At 66.1% G+C, this 15066-nt stretch carries 15 protein-coding genes; 14 read left to right on the top strand and 1 reads right to left on the bottom strand.

Annotated elements, in window-relative coordinates; translation table 11 throughout:
- Positions 1-7 precede the first annotated feature (7 nt).
- Positions 8-1216: an ABC transporter permease gene (locus QM701_RS07635; RefSeq protein WP_415166490.1), complete on the bottom strand. Its 1209-nt coding sequence runs from the start codon at positions 1214-1216 to the stop codon at positions 8-10.
- Positions 1217-1591: 375 nt separating this feature from the next.
- Here QM701_RS07635 and QM701_RS07630 point away from each other — a divergent pair, with 375 nt between their 5' ends.
- The 14 genes from QM701_RS07630 to QM701_RS07565 all read left to right on the top strand — a co-directional run bounded on the left by QM701_RS07630 (position 1592) and on the right by QM701_RS07565 (position 14944).
- Complete coding sequence (locus tag QM701_RS07630; protein ID WP_415166489.1) at positions 1592-2608, top strand: TRAP transporter substrate-binding protein; 1017 nt, start codon at positions 1592-1594, stop codon at positions 2606-2608.
- Between the two features lie 157 nt (positions 2609-2765).
- A complete protein-coding gene (locus QM701_RS07625; RefSeq protein ID WP_415166488.1) occupies positions 2766-3302 on the top strand; it encodes a TRAP transporter small permease in 537 nt (178 codons plus the stop codon).
- Positions 3299-4570, top strand: coding sequence for a TRAP transporter large permease (locus tag QM701_RS07620; RefSeq protein ID WP_415166487.1), 1272 nt, complete (start codon positions 3299-3301; stop codon positions 4568-4570). The genes QM701_RS07625 and QM701_RS07620 overlap by 4 nt, the downstream gene beginning before the upstream one ends.
- 50 nt (positions 4571-4620) lie before the next feature.
- Positions 4621-5703, top strand: coding sequence for a mandelate racemase/muconate lactonizing enzyme family protein (locus tag QM701_RS07615; RefSeq protein WP_415166486.1), 1083 nt, complete (start codon positions 4621-4623; stop codon positions 5701-5703).
- Between the two features lie 10 nt (positions 5704-5713).
- Positions 5714-6487 carry an SDR family NAD(P)-dependent oxidoreductase gene (locus tag QM701_RS07610; RefSeq protein WP_415166485.1) on the top strand — a complete coding sequence of 258 codons (774 nt, stop codon included), beginning with the start codon at positions 5714-5716 and terminating at the stop codon, positions 6485-6487.
- Positions 6488-6571: 84 nt separating this feature from the next.
- Positions 6572-7591 (top strand): Zn-dependent oxidoreductase, encoded by a 1020-nt coding sequence (locus QM701_RS07605; protein WP_415166484.1) that lies wholly within the window; start codon positions 6572-6574, stop codon positions 7589-7591.
- 14 nt (positions 7592-7605) lie between these two features.
- Positions 7606-8265 (top strand): ribulose-phosphate 3-epimerase, encoded by a 660-nt coding sequence (locus QM701_RS07600; RefSeq protein WP_415166483.1) that lies wholly within the window; start codon positions 7606-7608, stop codon positions 8263-8265.
- 57 nt (positions 8266-8322) lie between these two features.
- Positions 8323-8988 (top strand): GntR family transcriptional regulator, encoded by a 666-nt coding sequence (locus QM701_RS07595; RefSeq protein WP_415166482.1) that lies wholly within the window; start codon positions 8323-8325, stop codon positions 8986-8988.
- A 147-nt stretch (positions 8989-9135) separates the two neighbouring features.
- Positions 9136-10047, top strand: a complete 912-nt coding sequence (locus QM701_RS07590) for a LysR family transcriptional regulator (RefSeq protein WP_415166481.1) — start codon at positions 9136-9138, stop codon at positions 10045-10047.
- Between the two features lie 120 nt (positions 10048-10167).
- A complete protein-coding gene (locus QM701_RS07585) occupies positions 10168-11175 on the top strand; it encodes a hydroxyacid dehydrogenase (protein WP_415166480.1) in 1008 nt (335 codons plus the stop codon).
- A gap of 67 nt (positions 11176-11242) precedes the next feature.
- On the top strand, positions 11243-12217 hold the full coding sequence (locus tag QM701_RS07580; protein ID WP_415166479.1) for a Bug family tripartite tricarboxylate transporter substrate binding protein: 975 nt from the start codon (positions 11243-11245) through the stop codon (positions 12215-12217).
- A 31-nt stretch (positions 12218-12248) separates the two neighbouring features.
- A complete protein-coding gene (locus QM701_RS07575) occupies positions 12249-12704 on the top strand; it encodes a tripartite tricarboxylate transporter TctB family protein (protein WP_415166478.1) in 456 nt (151 codons plus the stop codon).
- 3 nt (positions 12705-12707) lie between these two features.
- The gene (locus QM701_RS07570) at positions 12708-14228 is read left to right on the top strand and encodes a tripartite tricarboxylate transporter permease (RefSeq protein ID WP_415166477.1); all 1521 of its coding nucleotides are present in this window, start codon (positions 12708-12710) and stop codon (positions 14226-14228) included.
- A gap of 41 nt (positions 14229-14269) precedes the next feature.
- Positions 14270-14944, top strand: a complete 675-nt coding sequence (locus tag QM701_RS07565; protein WP_415166476.1) for an RraA family protein — start codon at positions 14270-14272, stop codon at positions 14942-14944.
- Positions 14945-15066 lie beyond the last annotated feature (122 nt).

Below are 15066 nucleotides of genomic sequence, written 5' to 3'. Positions count from 1 at the left end.
CATGGCGCTACCGCTTGGCCAGGGCTTCGACCGGATCGAGCCGCGCCGCGCGGCGCGCCGGCAGCACGCCGAACAGCACGCCGGTGACCAGCGCCGTGGCCAGCCCGGCGAGCACCGCCCAGTCCGGCGGATAGGCGGGATACGCCGGGTAGAGCTGGCGGATCGCCGCGGCGCCGAGCTGCCCGAGCAGGTAGCCAATCGCCGCGCCGGCCAGCGAGAGCATCGCCGCCTCGGCGAGGAAGGCCGCGCGGATGGCGCCGCCGGTCGCGCCGAGCGCCTTGAGCAGGCCGATCTCGGCGGTGCGCTGGGCGACTGCGACGAGCATCACGTTCATCACCAGGATGCCGGCCACCGCCAGGCTGATCGCCGCGATGCCGGCCACGGCCAGGGTCAGCGCGCCGAGCAGCCGGTCGAAGGTGGCCAGCACCGCGTCCTGGGTGATCACCGTGACGTCCTCCTCGCCCTCGTGGCGTTGCTTCAGGATCGCCGCGACCTGCGCCTTGGCCGGCTCGATGCTCTCGCGCCCGTGCGCCTCGACGAGGATGCGGAACAGGGTGTTGCTGTTGAACATCGCCTGCGCCAGCGCCACCGGCACGATCACCAGCTCGTCGGTGTTCATGCCCAGGCCCTGGCCGCTGACGGCCATCACGCCGACCACGCGGAAGCGCCGGTCGCCGACGCGCACCAGCCGGCCGAGCGCCGGCTCCGCGCCGAACAGCTCGTCGCGCACCTTGGCGCCGATCACCGCCTCGGAGGCGCCGCGCCGCCAGTCGCCGGCGGCCAGGAAGCGGCCCTGCGCCAGCGCCAGGCGGCGCACCTCGACGAATTCGGCGGTGGTGCCGGCCACCATCACCTCGCGCAGGCGGCCGCCGAAACTGATCTCCGAGGTGCCGACCGCGAGCGGCGCCACGCGGCTCACGGCGGGCGCGCGCAGCAGCATCTGCGCGTCGTCCACGGTCAGGTCGCGCGGCGTGCTGGTGATGGCGTTGCCGGGATTGAAGCCGCCGGTCTGCGAACGGCCGGGCAGGACGATGACGAGGTTGGTGCCGAGCGAGGAGAACTGGTCGATCACGTAGCGCCGCGCCCCGTCGCCGAGCGCCGTGAGCACCACCACGGCGGCCACGCCGATGGCCATCGCCAGCACCAGCAGCGCCGAGCGCAGCGGACTGCCGGCGGCGGCGCCGCGGGCGAAGCGGATCAGGTCGGGAGCACGCATGGCGCGGGCGGAACGGAGCGTGGCGGCATCGGGTTTTTCGGCGCGGGAAAGACGTGCCCGCCGCGGTGGAAAATCGTCGGCGCCACCGCATCGGGCCGGCTGCGTATTATGCCTTTGCCGTCCCGCCAGTGCCGATTTCCTTCCTTGCCCCGCAGCCGCCGCCACGCGGCCGGGCGCCTGCCGTTTACAAAATACGGATCACGCTTGACAGAAAGAATCCTTAGTGCAACTATATCCTATATGATATATTGTATGGGTTGTGATCCTGCCGGCTTGAATCGAACGGCCCTGGCTTCATGCGGTGCATTTCAGGGTAGCAAGCGCGGCTTGGATCGGGGGTGTCAGGCGTTGTCATTTCTCAAAGACGGAGGGTCTATGCGTTGCTTCAATTCAAGAAAAATCCTTGCTTCCATCGCCGCGGCGCTGGTCTTGACGGCCTTGTCCGGTGCGGCAACCGTTGCCACGGCGGCCACCACGCTGCGCTTCGGCCACGGCAAGACGCCCGGCGAACTGGGATTCGTGCTGTTCCAGGAACTGGCGGACAACGTCGGCAAGCGCACCAACGGCGAGGTCAAGATCCTGCTGTTCCCCGGCGAGCAGTTGGGCAAGGAAAACGACCTGATCCAGCAGGTCAAGTCGGGCGCGCTCGATATTTCCGAATCCGCCATGTCGGGGCTCGCGATCCTGGTTCCCGCGCTCGAAGTCGCCAGCGCGCCGTTTCTCTGGAAGGACTGGGCGCAGGCGGAGAAGGTCATCCGCGGCCCGGCATTCCAGCCGCTGTTCGACGAGCTGCGGGACAAGCACAACATCGAGATGCTGACCAAGATCTGGTACTGGGGCTGGCGCAACGTCACCACCGGCACCCGCGCGGTGAACAAGCCGGAGGACATGGCCGGCATGAAGATCCGGGTGCCGGAATCGCCGGTCTGGGTCGAAATGATCAAGGCCATGGGCGCGGCGCCCACGCCGATTCCCTTCGGCGAGGTCTATACCGCCTTGCAGATGAAGCTGGTGGATGGGCAGGAAAACCCGATTCCCACCATCTACACGCGCAAGTTCTATGAAGTGCAGCCGCATCTGGCGATGACCCGGCACATGCTCCAGAACAACACCTTGATCATCAACAAGCGTTCGCTGGCGAAGCTGTCGCCGGAGATGCAGAAGATCCTGATCGAGGAAGCGGAAAAGCTGTCCGAGAAGAACACCAAGGGGCAGCAGGATCTCGAAGCGAGCATGCTGGAAGAGATCCGCAAAACGGGAAAGACCGCCATCACCAATCCTGACCGCGCCGCCTTCGCCGCCAAGATGGCGCCCGTCTACAAGAACATGGAATCGCGGTGGGGCGCGGAAAACCTGCAGCGGATTCGCGCCGCGGTGGATGCGACGAAGTAGCCCGTCGGCCCAGGACTGATTTCAGGAAGCGGAGCGATTCGAGACGCCGGCGCACGCCGGTGTCGGGCCCGGTGCGTCTCCAGCTTGCCAAGCGACTGGGCGGGTGCCGGGCCGATCAACGGTTATTGGAATACTTTCTTTCTCAATGGAGCCCCCCATGGGTGTTTTCTGCAAGACCTTCAGCCGGATCGACGATGCGGTGGCCAAGGTCGAGGACATTTTCGTGCTTTCGCTGCATGGACTGATCGCATTGCTGGTGATGCTTTCGGTGTTTCTGCGCTACGTGTTCAACGCCCCGCTGACCTGGGGCGAAGAGCTGATCGTCGCCTTGCTCACCTGGATGGTCTTCGTCGGCGCAGCGGCCGCGGTCAGGTCGCAGATGCACATCCGCATCGACGTCATGGCCCCGGTTTTCCGCATGGCCAAATTCAACTGGCTCAACACGGTCACGGTGCTCGTCGGCAGCGTGATCCTCGCGGCGGCCGTTTACAGCTGCATCGATCAGGTGCTCCAGGAGGCGATCGTCGAATCGCCGATGATGGGCGTCTCGCGGGCGTGGTTCGTGTCGGCCATGCCGGTCGGCCTTGCCCTGATGCTGATGCACGTGCTGCGCGCCTGGATGGAATTCGGCGCCGCGCCGGTGTTCCGCGACGAGACCGAAGTGCTGGTGATGAAAGAGGAGGGCCTGCAATGACGCTCCTGCTCATCACGTTCGCCGTCCTGCTGGTGGCCGGCCTGCCGATCGCCCTGGCCATGCTCGGTTCCTCGCTGCTGGTGATCGGCCTGGAGGGCGTGCCGCTGTCGGTCGTCGCGCAGCGCGTGGTCACCGGCGTCCAGTCGTTCCCGCTGCTGGCCATTCCCTTGTTCACGCTGGCCGGTTCGTTGATGAACGACTCGGGCATCAGCGAACGTCTGTTCGGCTTCACGCGCGCATTCATCGGACACATCCGGGGCGGCACGGCGCACACGGTCGTCGTCGGCGAGGTTTTCCTGTCGGGGATTTCCGGCTCCTCGGTGGCCGACTGCTCCGCGCTGTCGCGGGTGTTCGGGCCGGAATTCGTGCGCTCCGGCATCGGCAAGGGCTTCGGCGCGGCGCTGTGCGCGGTGGCGGCGACGCTGGGGCCGATCATCCCGCCGTCGACGCTGATGGTGATCTACGCCTGGCAGGCCAACATCTCGCTCGGCGACCTGTTCTGGGCCGGGCTGCTGCCGGGCCTGCTGATGGCGGGCGGCATGATGGCCATCGTCGCCTACGTCGCGCACCAGCGCCAGTTCCCCACGGAAGCGTCGTTCGCCTGGAACCGCCTGAAGCGCGCCACCCGCGAGGCGTCCTGGGCGCTGATGATGCCGATCCTGATTCTCGGCGGCTTCCGGGCGGGCGTGTTCACCGCGACCGAGATCGCCGGCGTCGCGGCGTTCTACTCGCTGCTGGTCGGCCTGTACGTGTACAAAACGCTCAAGTGGTCCCACGTCCCGGCGATCCTGCTGCAGACCGCCAAGGAAACCGCCGTCATCCTGCTGATCGTCGCCGCGGCCGCGCCGTTCAGCTGGTTCATCGGCATCGCGCAGGCGCCCCAGATGCTCGCCGAGGCCCTGACGCACGCGACCGACAAGCCGTGGGTCATCCTGCTGCTGATGAACATCGTCCTGCTGGTCCTCGGCTGCTTCATGGAGACGCTGGCGATCATGATCATCCTGGTGCCGATCCTGATCCCGGTGCTGAATCTGTTCCATGTCGATCTGGTCCATTTCGGCATCGTGCTGCTGGTCAACCTGACCATCGGCCAGGTGCATCCGCCGGTCGGCGTGCTGCTCTTCGTCTCCAGTTCGGTCACCAAGGTCCGCTTCGGCGAGATCGTCCGGGAAGTGTGGCCGTTCATCGGCATGCTGGTCGTCGTGCTGGGCATTCTCACGTACATCCCGTGGGTGTCGCTGGTGCTGCCGGCGATGTTCAAGGGCTAGCCGGGCCGCGGCAATCGTTTCCATCGAATACTGTCAAGGAAAAATAAGTCATGAGCAAAATCAAGGAAGTCAACCTGTACCGGGCCGTGTCGCCGCTGACCAAGCCGATCGCCGACGCCACGCACACGATTTCGGAAATAGCGTTTCTGGTCGCCGAGGTCGTGCTTGAAAGCGGCATCACGGGAGAGGGCTATCTGCTGTCGTTCCACTATTCGCCGCACGCCATCGAAGGGGCGATGAAGGACGCGCGGGATGCCCTGCTGGCGCACGGCTACCACGCCTGCGAGACGGGCCGGTTCCTGCAGGACATCGCCGGCGAGCACGAGTACTTCGGCAACAACGGCCTGCAGAAATGGGCAGCGGCCACCCTCAACGTCGCCATGTGGGACGCCTGGACCAAGACGCTCGGCCAACCGATCTGGAAAGTGCTGGGCAACACCGTCAGCCGCGTGCCGGTTTACGGGAGCGGCGGCTGGCTGTCCTACTCGGACGACGAACTGCTGGCCGAGGTGCTCGACTACAAGTCGCGCGGGCTGCGCGCCGTCAAGATCAAGGTCGGCTCGCCGGACCTGGAGCGCGACATCGCGCGCCTGCGCAGGGTACGTGAAGCCGTCGGCCCGCACCTGAACATCATGATGGACGCCAACCAGGGCATGTCCCTGCCCAACGCGATCAAGCTATCGACGCTGGCCGCGGAGATCGGCATCCACTGGTTCGAGGAGCCGATCGTGCATACCGACTTCGCCGGCTACCAGCTGCTGCGGCAGAAGACCGGCATCGCTCTGGCGATGGGCGAGCGCGAGTACGACATGGAGCCGCTCAAGGCGTTGATCGAACGCAACGCCCTGGACCTCTGGCAGCCCGACATCATCCGCATCGGCGGCGTCGAGCCGTGGCGCGAGTCGGCGATGCTGGCGCACGCGCACAACATCCCGGTGCTGCCGCATTACTACAAGGATTACGACGTCCCGCTGCTGTGCACGATGCCGCATCCTTATGGCGCGGAATCCTTCGACTGGATCGATCCGATCATCGACAACACGATGCGCATCGAGGACGGCTTCGCTTACCCGCGCCAGGGCGACGGCTGGGGGTTCGGCTTCGTCAAGAAATTCCTGACGGAAATCCGGTGAGGAGCCCCCGATGAAAGCCGATGTTCTCGAGCATTTTTTCTCCCTCGACGGCCGCGTCGGAATCGTCACCGGCGCCTCCTCGGGAATCGGGCTGGGCATTGCGCACCTGCTGGCGGATGCCGGTGCCAAGGTCTACAACTTCAGCCGGCGGCCCACGCAAGGGGATGGAGTCGATTTCCCGCTGAATCCCAACGTGATCGACCGCGCCGTCGACGTGACCGATGCCGACCAGGTGAAAAGGGCGGTGGAGGAAATCGCCGGCCGCGAGGGGATCGATTTCCTGATCAACAACGCCGGCATAACGAAGCGCGTGCGCGCCGAAGACGTCGATCGGGAATGGTGGGAAAAGATCCACCGCACCAACGTCGAATCCGTCTTCTTCATGGCCAGGCAGTGCTATCCGTTCCTCAAGAGGTCGAAGCACGTCGGCCGCATCGTCAATATCTCGTCGATGGCCGCGCATCTCGGGTTCGCCGAGGTGGCGCCGTACTGCTCCACCAAGTCGGCCGTCACCGGCATCACCCGCGGCCTCGCCGTGGAGTGGGCCGGCGACAACATCCTGGTCAACTCCGTCGCGCCGGGCTGGATCAAGACGCACATGACCCAGGTGGTGGCCGATCCGGAGCGCCTGGCCAAGATCGTCGGGCGCATGCCCCTGCATCGCTACGGCCATCCCCGGAACGACGTGGGCGCCATGATCTGGTTCCTCGTCTCCGACGCCGCCCGCTACATCACCGGCCAGGACTTCGCCGTCGATGGCGGCGCCCTGAGTTTTGGCTTTTGAGGTTTCCCTTCTTTTTTTAACCGATTCTCTGCCGTTCCGATTTTTCATGCGCACGCGGCAGACGAATTAACCTGGAGTTGAATCATGGGCAAAAGCGTGCTGGTCAGCGGACCGAAAGAGCTGCGTGTATCCGAAACCGGGATACCGGCTCCTCCGCCCGGCGAAGTGAGAGTCCGGGTGCGCAGCGCCGGCATCTGCGGGTCCGATGTGCACATCTATCACGGGACGCACCCGTTCGTTAAATACCCTCGTGTCATCGGCCATGAATTCTCCGGAGTGATCGACGCCGTCGGGGAGGGCGTGTCGCCGGCCCTGATCGGCACCCGCGTCTCGGTCAACCCGGCGATCTCGTGCGGGCACTGCTATCAATGTATGATCGGCCGGCCCAACGTCTGCAAAAACCTGCAGGTCATCGGCGTGCATCGCGAGGGCGGCTTCGCGGAATACTGCTGCGCTCCCGTGGAAAACGCCTATCCGGTTCCGGACAGCATTTCGGATGCGGCGGCGGCGCTCGTCGAACCCTTCTCGATCGCCGCCAACATGCTCAAACGCACCGGCGCCTTCGGCCACGACATCGCGCTCGTGTACGGCGCCGGTCCGATCGGTCTGACCCTGATCCAGACGCTGAAATGGGTCTATGGCGTCGAACGCCTGATCGTGGTCGACCGGCTGGGCTCCAGGCTTGCATTGGCGAAGGAGTGCGGGGCCGACGCGGTGCTCAACACCGCGGAAAGCGATCTGAAGGAGTATCTCGCCGCCGAAAACATCCAGCCCACGCTGATCATCGACGCGGCGTGCCATCCGTCCATCCTCGCGCAAGCGACCGAAATCGCCGCGCCCGCCGCGCGCATCGGGTTGATGGGCTTCTCCAGCGAGCCCTCCTGCGTCTCGCAGCGCCTGCTCAATGCCAAGGAACTGACCGTCTACGCCTCGCGGCTCAACAACAAGCTGTTCGGCGACGTCATCCGGTGGATGGGAGAAGGCCTCCTCAAACCCGAGAAACTGATCAGCCACCGCTTTCCGATGGCCGACGTCGGGCAGGCTTTCCACGCCATCGAGACCACGCCCGCCGAGTGCTACAAGATCGTCCTCGACACCAAATAGCCAGGAAATCCGCCATGCCAAGAATGCTTTGCCCGTCGATCTACAGTGTCGACTTCGACCATCTGAAAGATTCGGTGCTGGCGCTCGACGCGACGCCGTCCGACATCTTTCATGTCGATTTCATGGACGGCAATTACGTCCAGAACTACGCCCTGAGTTTCCAGGATCTCGAAACCGTCAGGCGGCACACCAGCAAACTGATCGACGTCCATCTGATGATCGAGAACCCCGGCCGCTACATCGAGATGTTCGCCGAGAAAGGGGCCGACATCATCTATATCCATCCGGACTCGGAAAGGCACGCGGCCCGCACCCTGAGCCGCATCCGCGCGCTTGGCAAAAAGGCCGGAATGGCCGTCAATCCGGGCGTCTCGCTGCCCTCATTGGAAGAGTTCTGGCCGATGGTCGACTACGTCATGATGATGGGGGTCAATCCCGGCTTCGGCGGGCAGAAGTTCATCGACACCATGGAAAGGAAAATCCAGCGGGTCTGCGCTCTCCGGGCCGGCTACGATTTCAAGGTATTCCTCGACGGCGGCCTGAATTTTGATTCCATCGCACGTCTGGCCAAGCTCGACCTGGATGGATTCGTCGTCGGCCATGATTTTCTGCACCGGCGCGAAATCGCCGAATACGGCCAGATAATCGACCGGATCAGGACGATCGTCGGCTGACCGGAGGCCGGGATGGGGTATCATATATGATATATATCAGTCATCAGGAGTGAGGCGGTGGCCACCAAGCCGAAAATCAGGCGCGTCAACATGCTTGATCAAGTGATGGAAGTGATCAAGGAGCGCGTGTTGGACCGTACCTACAGCCCCGGCTGCAATCTGAACGTCGATGAACTGGCCCGGGAATTGTCGGTCAGCGCCACCCCGATCCGCGAGTCGCTGGGGCGCCTCGTCGCCGAAGGATTGTTGAGGGCGGAGCCGTATGTCGGATTCTTCGTGGCCGACATCCCGTCGCTCGAATATTTCCAGCAGCTTTATGACTACCGGCTGGTGGTCGAGCCCTGGGCAGCCGCGGAAACGGCGCGGGCGCGTCCGCCGGAGCAACTGGCGATCCTGCAGGAATCAGTCGATGCCATGAAAGAGGGTGTGCTGTCGAAACACTACTCCCGCTTTCGCGGCTTCTCGGAGGCCGACGAGGCCTTCCACAAGGCCATAATCGCCGGCACCGGGAACGAGCCGGCGATCAAGGCGTACAACCACCTCATGATCCACCTGCACCTGTCGCGGCTGTATATCGACCGCGACCTCGACACGCAGGAGTCGTTATTGCAGCACGAGGCGATTTTCGAAGGAATTGCCGCCGGGAAACCGGATCAGGCGGCGGAGCGGATGCGCGAGCACCTGCTGACCTCGAAAGGCAACCTGCTCGATCACGCCCGCTGAGGCGGCGGGCCCGGAACATCCGTTCATCGATCCGGCCGTCGTGGCGAAAAATGCTCCGGCCGATTCGCCGGCCCGAGCCATTCGCCTGTTGCGTTGCCGCGCGGGAGCGATAATGCCCGCACGACATGCCAACGGATACGACTCGCCATGAAGCATCCCATCGACGGGCTCGAAGCCTTCATCCAGATCGCGGAACTGGGCAGTTTCAACAAGGCCGGCGAAAAACTGCATCTCACGCAGACGGCGCTGACCCGGCGCATCCAGCGACTGGAGGCCTACCTCGGGCTCAAACTGCTCGACCGGACCACGCGCGTCGTGGCCCTGTCGTCCGTGGGGCGGTCGTTCCTGCCCGAGGCCAAGCGCCTGGTCGACGAATTCGAGCGATCCTTCGAGCGCCTGCGGCTGCAGTCCAGGGACTCGATGGGCGACGTCACGATGGCTTCGCCGCCATCCCTGATGTTCGGCCGGCTGCCGTCGATCCTCGCCGAGTATGCGCGGCGTTTTCCCGCCAACCGCGTGCTGATCCTCGATCGCAGCAGTGCCCTGGCGGTGGAGGCCGTCCTGCTGCGGCAGGCCGAATTCGGGCTGCACGTGCGGCCTGCCGGCCATCCCGATCTGCATACCGAGGTGCTGCAGAGCGACCCGATCGTCGCCTACTGCCGCAAGGACCACCCGTTGGCCGGCCGGGCTTCGGTGCGCTGGGCCGAGCTGGCGTCGTTCGACCTCATCACGCTCGGCGGCGACAGCGGCCACCGGACGCTGATGGAAGCGCAGCTGCGGCAGGCCGGCGTCGACGTGCGCACGCGCTTCGTCGTCGAGTACTTCGCCAGCGCCTTCTGCCTGACCCGCGCGGGACTGGGCGTCGCCATCCTGGTGGCCAAGGAGGACAACCCGCTCGGCGGCGACCTCGTGCAGATTCCCATCGTCGACCCGGTGATCGACCGGCCGTTGTTTCTCGTCCGGCGGCAGGGCGAAACGCTGACGCCCGCCGCCCGGGCGCTGTACGACCTGATCCGGCGCACGTTCCTGCGGGGGCGGGCGGCGCAGGGCGGCGATTGATGAAAATAGTACATTTATATATGTAATTAATGCATTTCACAAATCAATCGGGGTCGTTCATCATCGTTGTAACCACAAGAAAACGCGGCCGGGTATCCAGGCCGCATGACAGGCGAGGTGATGACGATGAGCGAAACCGAGTTGCGGCGCGCGCGGCGCGTGCTGGTCACACATGAAAAACTGGCGCCGGACGCCGTGCGGCTGCTGAACGACCATGATGTCGACGTGATTTTTTCGCCGCCCTACACGCCGTCCGACGAACTGGCCGGGAAGGTCGCCCGGTGGCAGGTCGATGCCCTGATCATCCGGCAGGGGCGGATCACGGAGGAGGTGATCGCGGCGTCTCCCAAGCTGCGGGTGATCGCCAAGCATGGCGTCGGCGTGGACAACGTCGACCTCAAGGCGGCCGCCGAGCGGGGCATTCCGGTGGTGCGCGCGACCGGCTCGAATGCCCGCGCGGTCGCCGAGATGACCCTCTCGCTGGCGGTGGCGCTGCTCAAGGAACTGCCGCATCTGGACGCCTCGACCAAGGGCGGGCGGTGGCTGAAGCCGACTTTCGTCGGGCGCGACATCGAGGGGAGCGTACTCGGCCTGGTCGGCTTCGGCTCGATCGGCCAGGAGGTGGCGCGGATGGGGCGGGCGCTCGGCTTCCGGATCGTCGCGCACGACCCGCACGGACAGGCGGCGATCCGCTCCTTCGACGCCGCCATAGGGCGCACGCTGGACGAATTGCTGGCCGAGGCGGACGTCGTCAGCCTGCATTGCCCGCTGACCAACGAGACGCGCGGGATGATCGGCCGGCCGCAGTTCGAGCGCATGAAGCCGGGCGCCATCCTGGTCAACACGGCGCGGGGCGGCCTGGTCGACGCGGCCGATCTGGGCGCCGCCCTGCGGGAAGGCCGGCTCGGCGGCGCCGGGCTGGACAGCTTCGCGCAGGAGCCGCCGGCGCCCGACGACCCGCTATGGCGCGCCCCGAACCTGCTCGTCACGCCGCATGTCGCCGGCGTCACGCACGGGGCGACGCGGACCATGGCGCTCATGGCCGCGCGGCAGGTCGTCGATATCCTCGACGGCGGCGCCCCCGTTCCGCGCAATCTGGTCGGCGCGGCCGAGCGCGCCACCGCCTGAGCGTTCCACGCGCCGGCGGCCGCCGGCTGTCGTTCCTGTCGTAGTTCCGATCCTGCCGGGAGGGTTCATGAAAAAGCTGTGGAGGGTGAGTGCCTTTATTCTGATGGCCGCGCTGTGCGCGGCGACCAACGCTCAGGACAAGTATCCGAGCCAGCCGATCCGCATGATCGTGCCGTTCCCGCCGGGCGGAGGAACCGACCTCGTGGCGCGGGTGATTTCCACTGAACTCGGCAAGGCCACGGGCTGGGCGCTGGCGCCGGACAACAAGCCCGGCAGCGGCGGCAGCCTGGGCCTGAGCCTGGGCGGCAAGGCCAAGGCGGACGGCTATACGCTGGTCATGGCGCAGAACGCCAATCTGGTCATCAACCCCCTGCTCGGGACCGGCAATTACGATCCGGTCAAGGATTTCGCGCCGGTCGTGCTGACGGCTTCGGCGCCGATGGTGATGATCGTCGCCAAGGATGCGAAATACAAATCGCTGAACGACATCCTTGCCGCGGCGAAGGCCAGCCCCGGATCGATCAAGTTCGCCTCGCCCGGCGTCGGCACGAGCGGGCACCTGGCGGGCGAACTGCTGCAGCAGCTGTCCGGCACCAAGTTCCTGCACGTTCCGTACAAGGGGACCTCGCAGGCCCTGCCGGACCTCCTGGGCGGGCGCATCGACCTGTTCATCGCCACGGTGGCGTCGCTGATGCCGCAGATCAAGGAAGGCACCGCAAGAAGCCTGGTGGTGTTCGACAAGGCGCGCCAGGCGGAGCTTCCCGACACCCAAACCATCGTCGAGCTGGGCTATCCGGGCGGCGAGGCGGTGACCTGGTGGGGCGTCGTCGCGCCGGCCGGCACGCCCAGGGAAATCGTCGTCCGCCTCAACAAGGAGATCAACGCCGTGCTCAAGAACCCGGCCGTCCAGGCGCAGCTCAAGAACGGCGGCGCCGACGTACATACCGGCACGGGCACCGTCGAGGAATTCGTCGACCTGATCAAGTCCGACGTGCCGAAATGGCGGTCGGTGATCGAGAAGGCCAACATCAAGCCGCGCTGAGGGCGGTCGCGGCCGGGACGAGGAGGGCGGGATGGCTTCGGGATCGTGGCAAAACAAGGATACGCTGGCGGGGGCGGTCTTCGTGCTGTTCGGCGCGCTGGCGCTCGTCGTCGCCCGCCGCTACGAGGCGGGCACCCTGCTCGACATGGGGCCGGGATACTTCCCGCGCGTTCTCGGCGCGCTGCTGGTCCTGCTGGGGCTGTGGATCGCGGCCCGGGGACTGCGCGCCGGCGGCCCGGCCCGCGCGGCGTGGGCGTTCCGGCCGCTGGCGATCCTGACCCTGGCCATGGTGCTGTTCGGCCTGCTCGTCGAACGGGTCGGCCTGGTGCCGGCCATGGGCGTGCTCGTCTTCGCCTCGGCCGCCGCGGGGCCGGAGTTCCGCTTCCGGGAAGTGGCGGCGCTGGCCGCGCTGATGTGCCTGTTCTCGGTCGCCGTCTTCGTCTGGGGGCTGAACATGAATTTTCCGCTCTTCGCGTGGAGGTTCTGAGCCATGGAACTCCTCAGCAACCTGGCCCTGGGGTTCGGCGTGGCGATGACGCTGAGCAATCTCGGCTACTGCTTCATCGGCGTCCTGCTCGGCACCCTGATCGGCGTCCTGCCCGGCGTCGGACCGCTGGTGACGATCTCGATGCTGCTGCCGATCACCTTCGGCATGCCGCCGGTATCCGCGCTGATCATGCTGGCCGGCATCTACTACGGCGCCCAGTACGGCGGCTCGACCGCCGCCATCCTGGTCAACCTGCCCGGCGAGGCGTCCTCGGCGGTGACCAGCCTGGACGGCTACCAGATGGCCCGCCGGGGCAAGGCCGGCTACGCCCTGGCCACGGCCGCGCTGGCCTCGGTGATCGCCGGCTTCATCGGCACCCTGCTGATCGCCGCGCTGGCCGGGCCGCTGTCGAGCTGGGCGATCAAGTTCGGCGCCGAGGACTATTTCGCCCTGATGCTGATGGGCCTCGTTTCCGCGACGGTGCTCTCCAGCGGCGATCTGGCCAAGTCGCTGGGCATGGTGGTGTTCGGGCTGCTGCTCGGGCTGATCGGCACCGACGTGAATTCGGGCGCCGAACGCTTCACCTTCGACGTGCCCGAACTGGCGGACGGCATCGGCTTCTCGATCCTCGCCGTCGGCTTGTTCGCCGTGCCGGAGGTGGTGCACAACCTGGGCCAGAAGGAAATGCGCGAGGTGTTCACCTCGAAGGTCTCCGGCATGATGATGAGCTGGGCGGAGTTCAAGGCCATCCTGGCGCCTTCGCTGCGCGGCACCACGGTCGGCGGCCTGTTCGGCATGCTGCCGGGCGTCGGCCCCACGGTGTCGTCGTTCGCCGCCTACATGGTCGAGAAGAAAATGGCGAAAGATCCCGCGCGTTTCGGCGCCGGCGCGGTCGAGGGCGTCGCCGCGCCGGAGGCGGCCAACAACGCCGCCGCACAGACCACGTTCATCCCGACGCTGACCCTGGGCATCCCGGGCAGCGCGACGATGGCGCTGATCTTCGGGGCGCTGGTCATGTACGGCGTGCAGCCGGGCCCGACCGTGATGGTGCGCGATCCGCAGCTGTTCTGGGGGCTTGTCGCCAGCATGTTCGTCGGCAACGTCATGCTGGTCGCGCTCAACCTGCCGCTGGTCGGCGTCTGGGTGCGCCTGCTGGCGGTGCCTTACCGCTGGCTGTTCCCGTGCATCATCATGTTCTGCGCCTTCGGCAACTACACGGTGAACAGCAACGTGGTGGACGTGTACGTCTGCGCCGCCGTCGGCGTCCTCGGCTACGTGCTGGCGCGGCTGGACTGCCCGCCGGCGCCGATGATCCTCGGCTACGTGCTCGGCCCGATGATGGAGGAGTACATGCGCCGCGCGCTGCTGCTCTCCGGCGGCGATCCGCTCGTCTTCCTGCGCAGTCCGCTGAGCCTGTTCTTCATCGTCGCCGCCGTCCTGCTGCTGGCCAGCATGGCCATGCCGGCCATCCGGCGCCGCAAGCGCGTCGTCTATGAGGAGCCCGAGGCGGACGCTACGCGCTGAGCGTCGGACTCCACGATTTCCCAATCACGAAAGGACCCATCATGATCGGATTCCGCATTCTTCCCCGCCGGCGCGCGGTCGGCGCCGAGACCGTGCGGCGTTTTCGCGAACTGCCCGTGGCCAACGTCAGCGACTGCATGAACCGCATGACGGCGGGCGGCGCCCGGCTGCGTCCGATGCACGGCGGCGGCGCGCTGGCCGGACCCGCGTTCACCGTCAAGACGCGGCCGGGCGACAACCTGATGATCCACAAGGCACTGGACATGGCCGCGCCGGGCGACGTGATCGTGGTCGACGGCGGCGGCGATCTCACCAACTCGCTGATGGGCGAGCTGATGGTGGCGCATGCCAGGGTGCGCGGACTGGCCGGCATCGTCCTGTACGGCGCGGTGCGCGACGTGGCCGCCATCCAGGCGGGCGACTGGCCGGTGTACGCCGCCGGCATCAGCCATCGCGGCCCCTACAAGGACGGCCCCGGCGAGATCAACGTGCCGATCGCCATCGAAGGCATGGTCATCGAACCGGGGGACCTGATCATCGGCGACGAGGACGGCCTGCTCTGCGTGCCTTACGACCAGGTCGACGCGGTGTATGAGGCCGCCGTGAAGAAGCACGCCCTGGAGGAGAAGAAGATGCAGGCGATCCTCGCGGGGCGGGACGACCGCGCCTGGGTCGACGCGACGCTTGCCCGCCTGGGGTGCGAGGTCGTGACCTGACGGACGGTACGCTGATCCGTCATTCCGGCACAAGCCGGGGGCCGGTTCGTCGGCCGTCCTGGATTCCGGCTTTCGCCGGAATGACGGATTAGCCGAGGTGACGAATGAATCGGTGTTCCCCT

Source organism: Propionivibrio sp. (assembly GCF_047602565.1).
Classification (GTDB): domain Bacteria; phylum Pseudomonadota; class Gammaproteobacteria; order Burkholderiales; family Rhodocyclaceae; genus Propionivibrio.
This window is presented reverse-complemented; position numbering and strand designations above follow the sequence as displayed.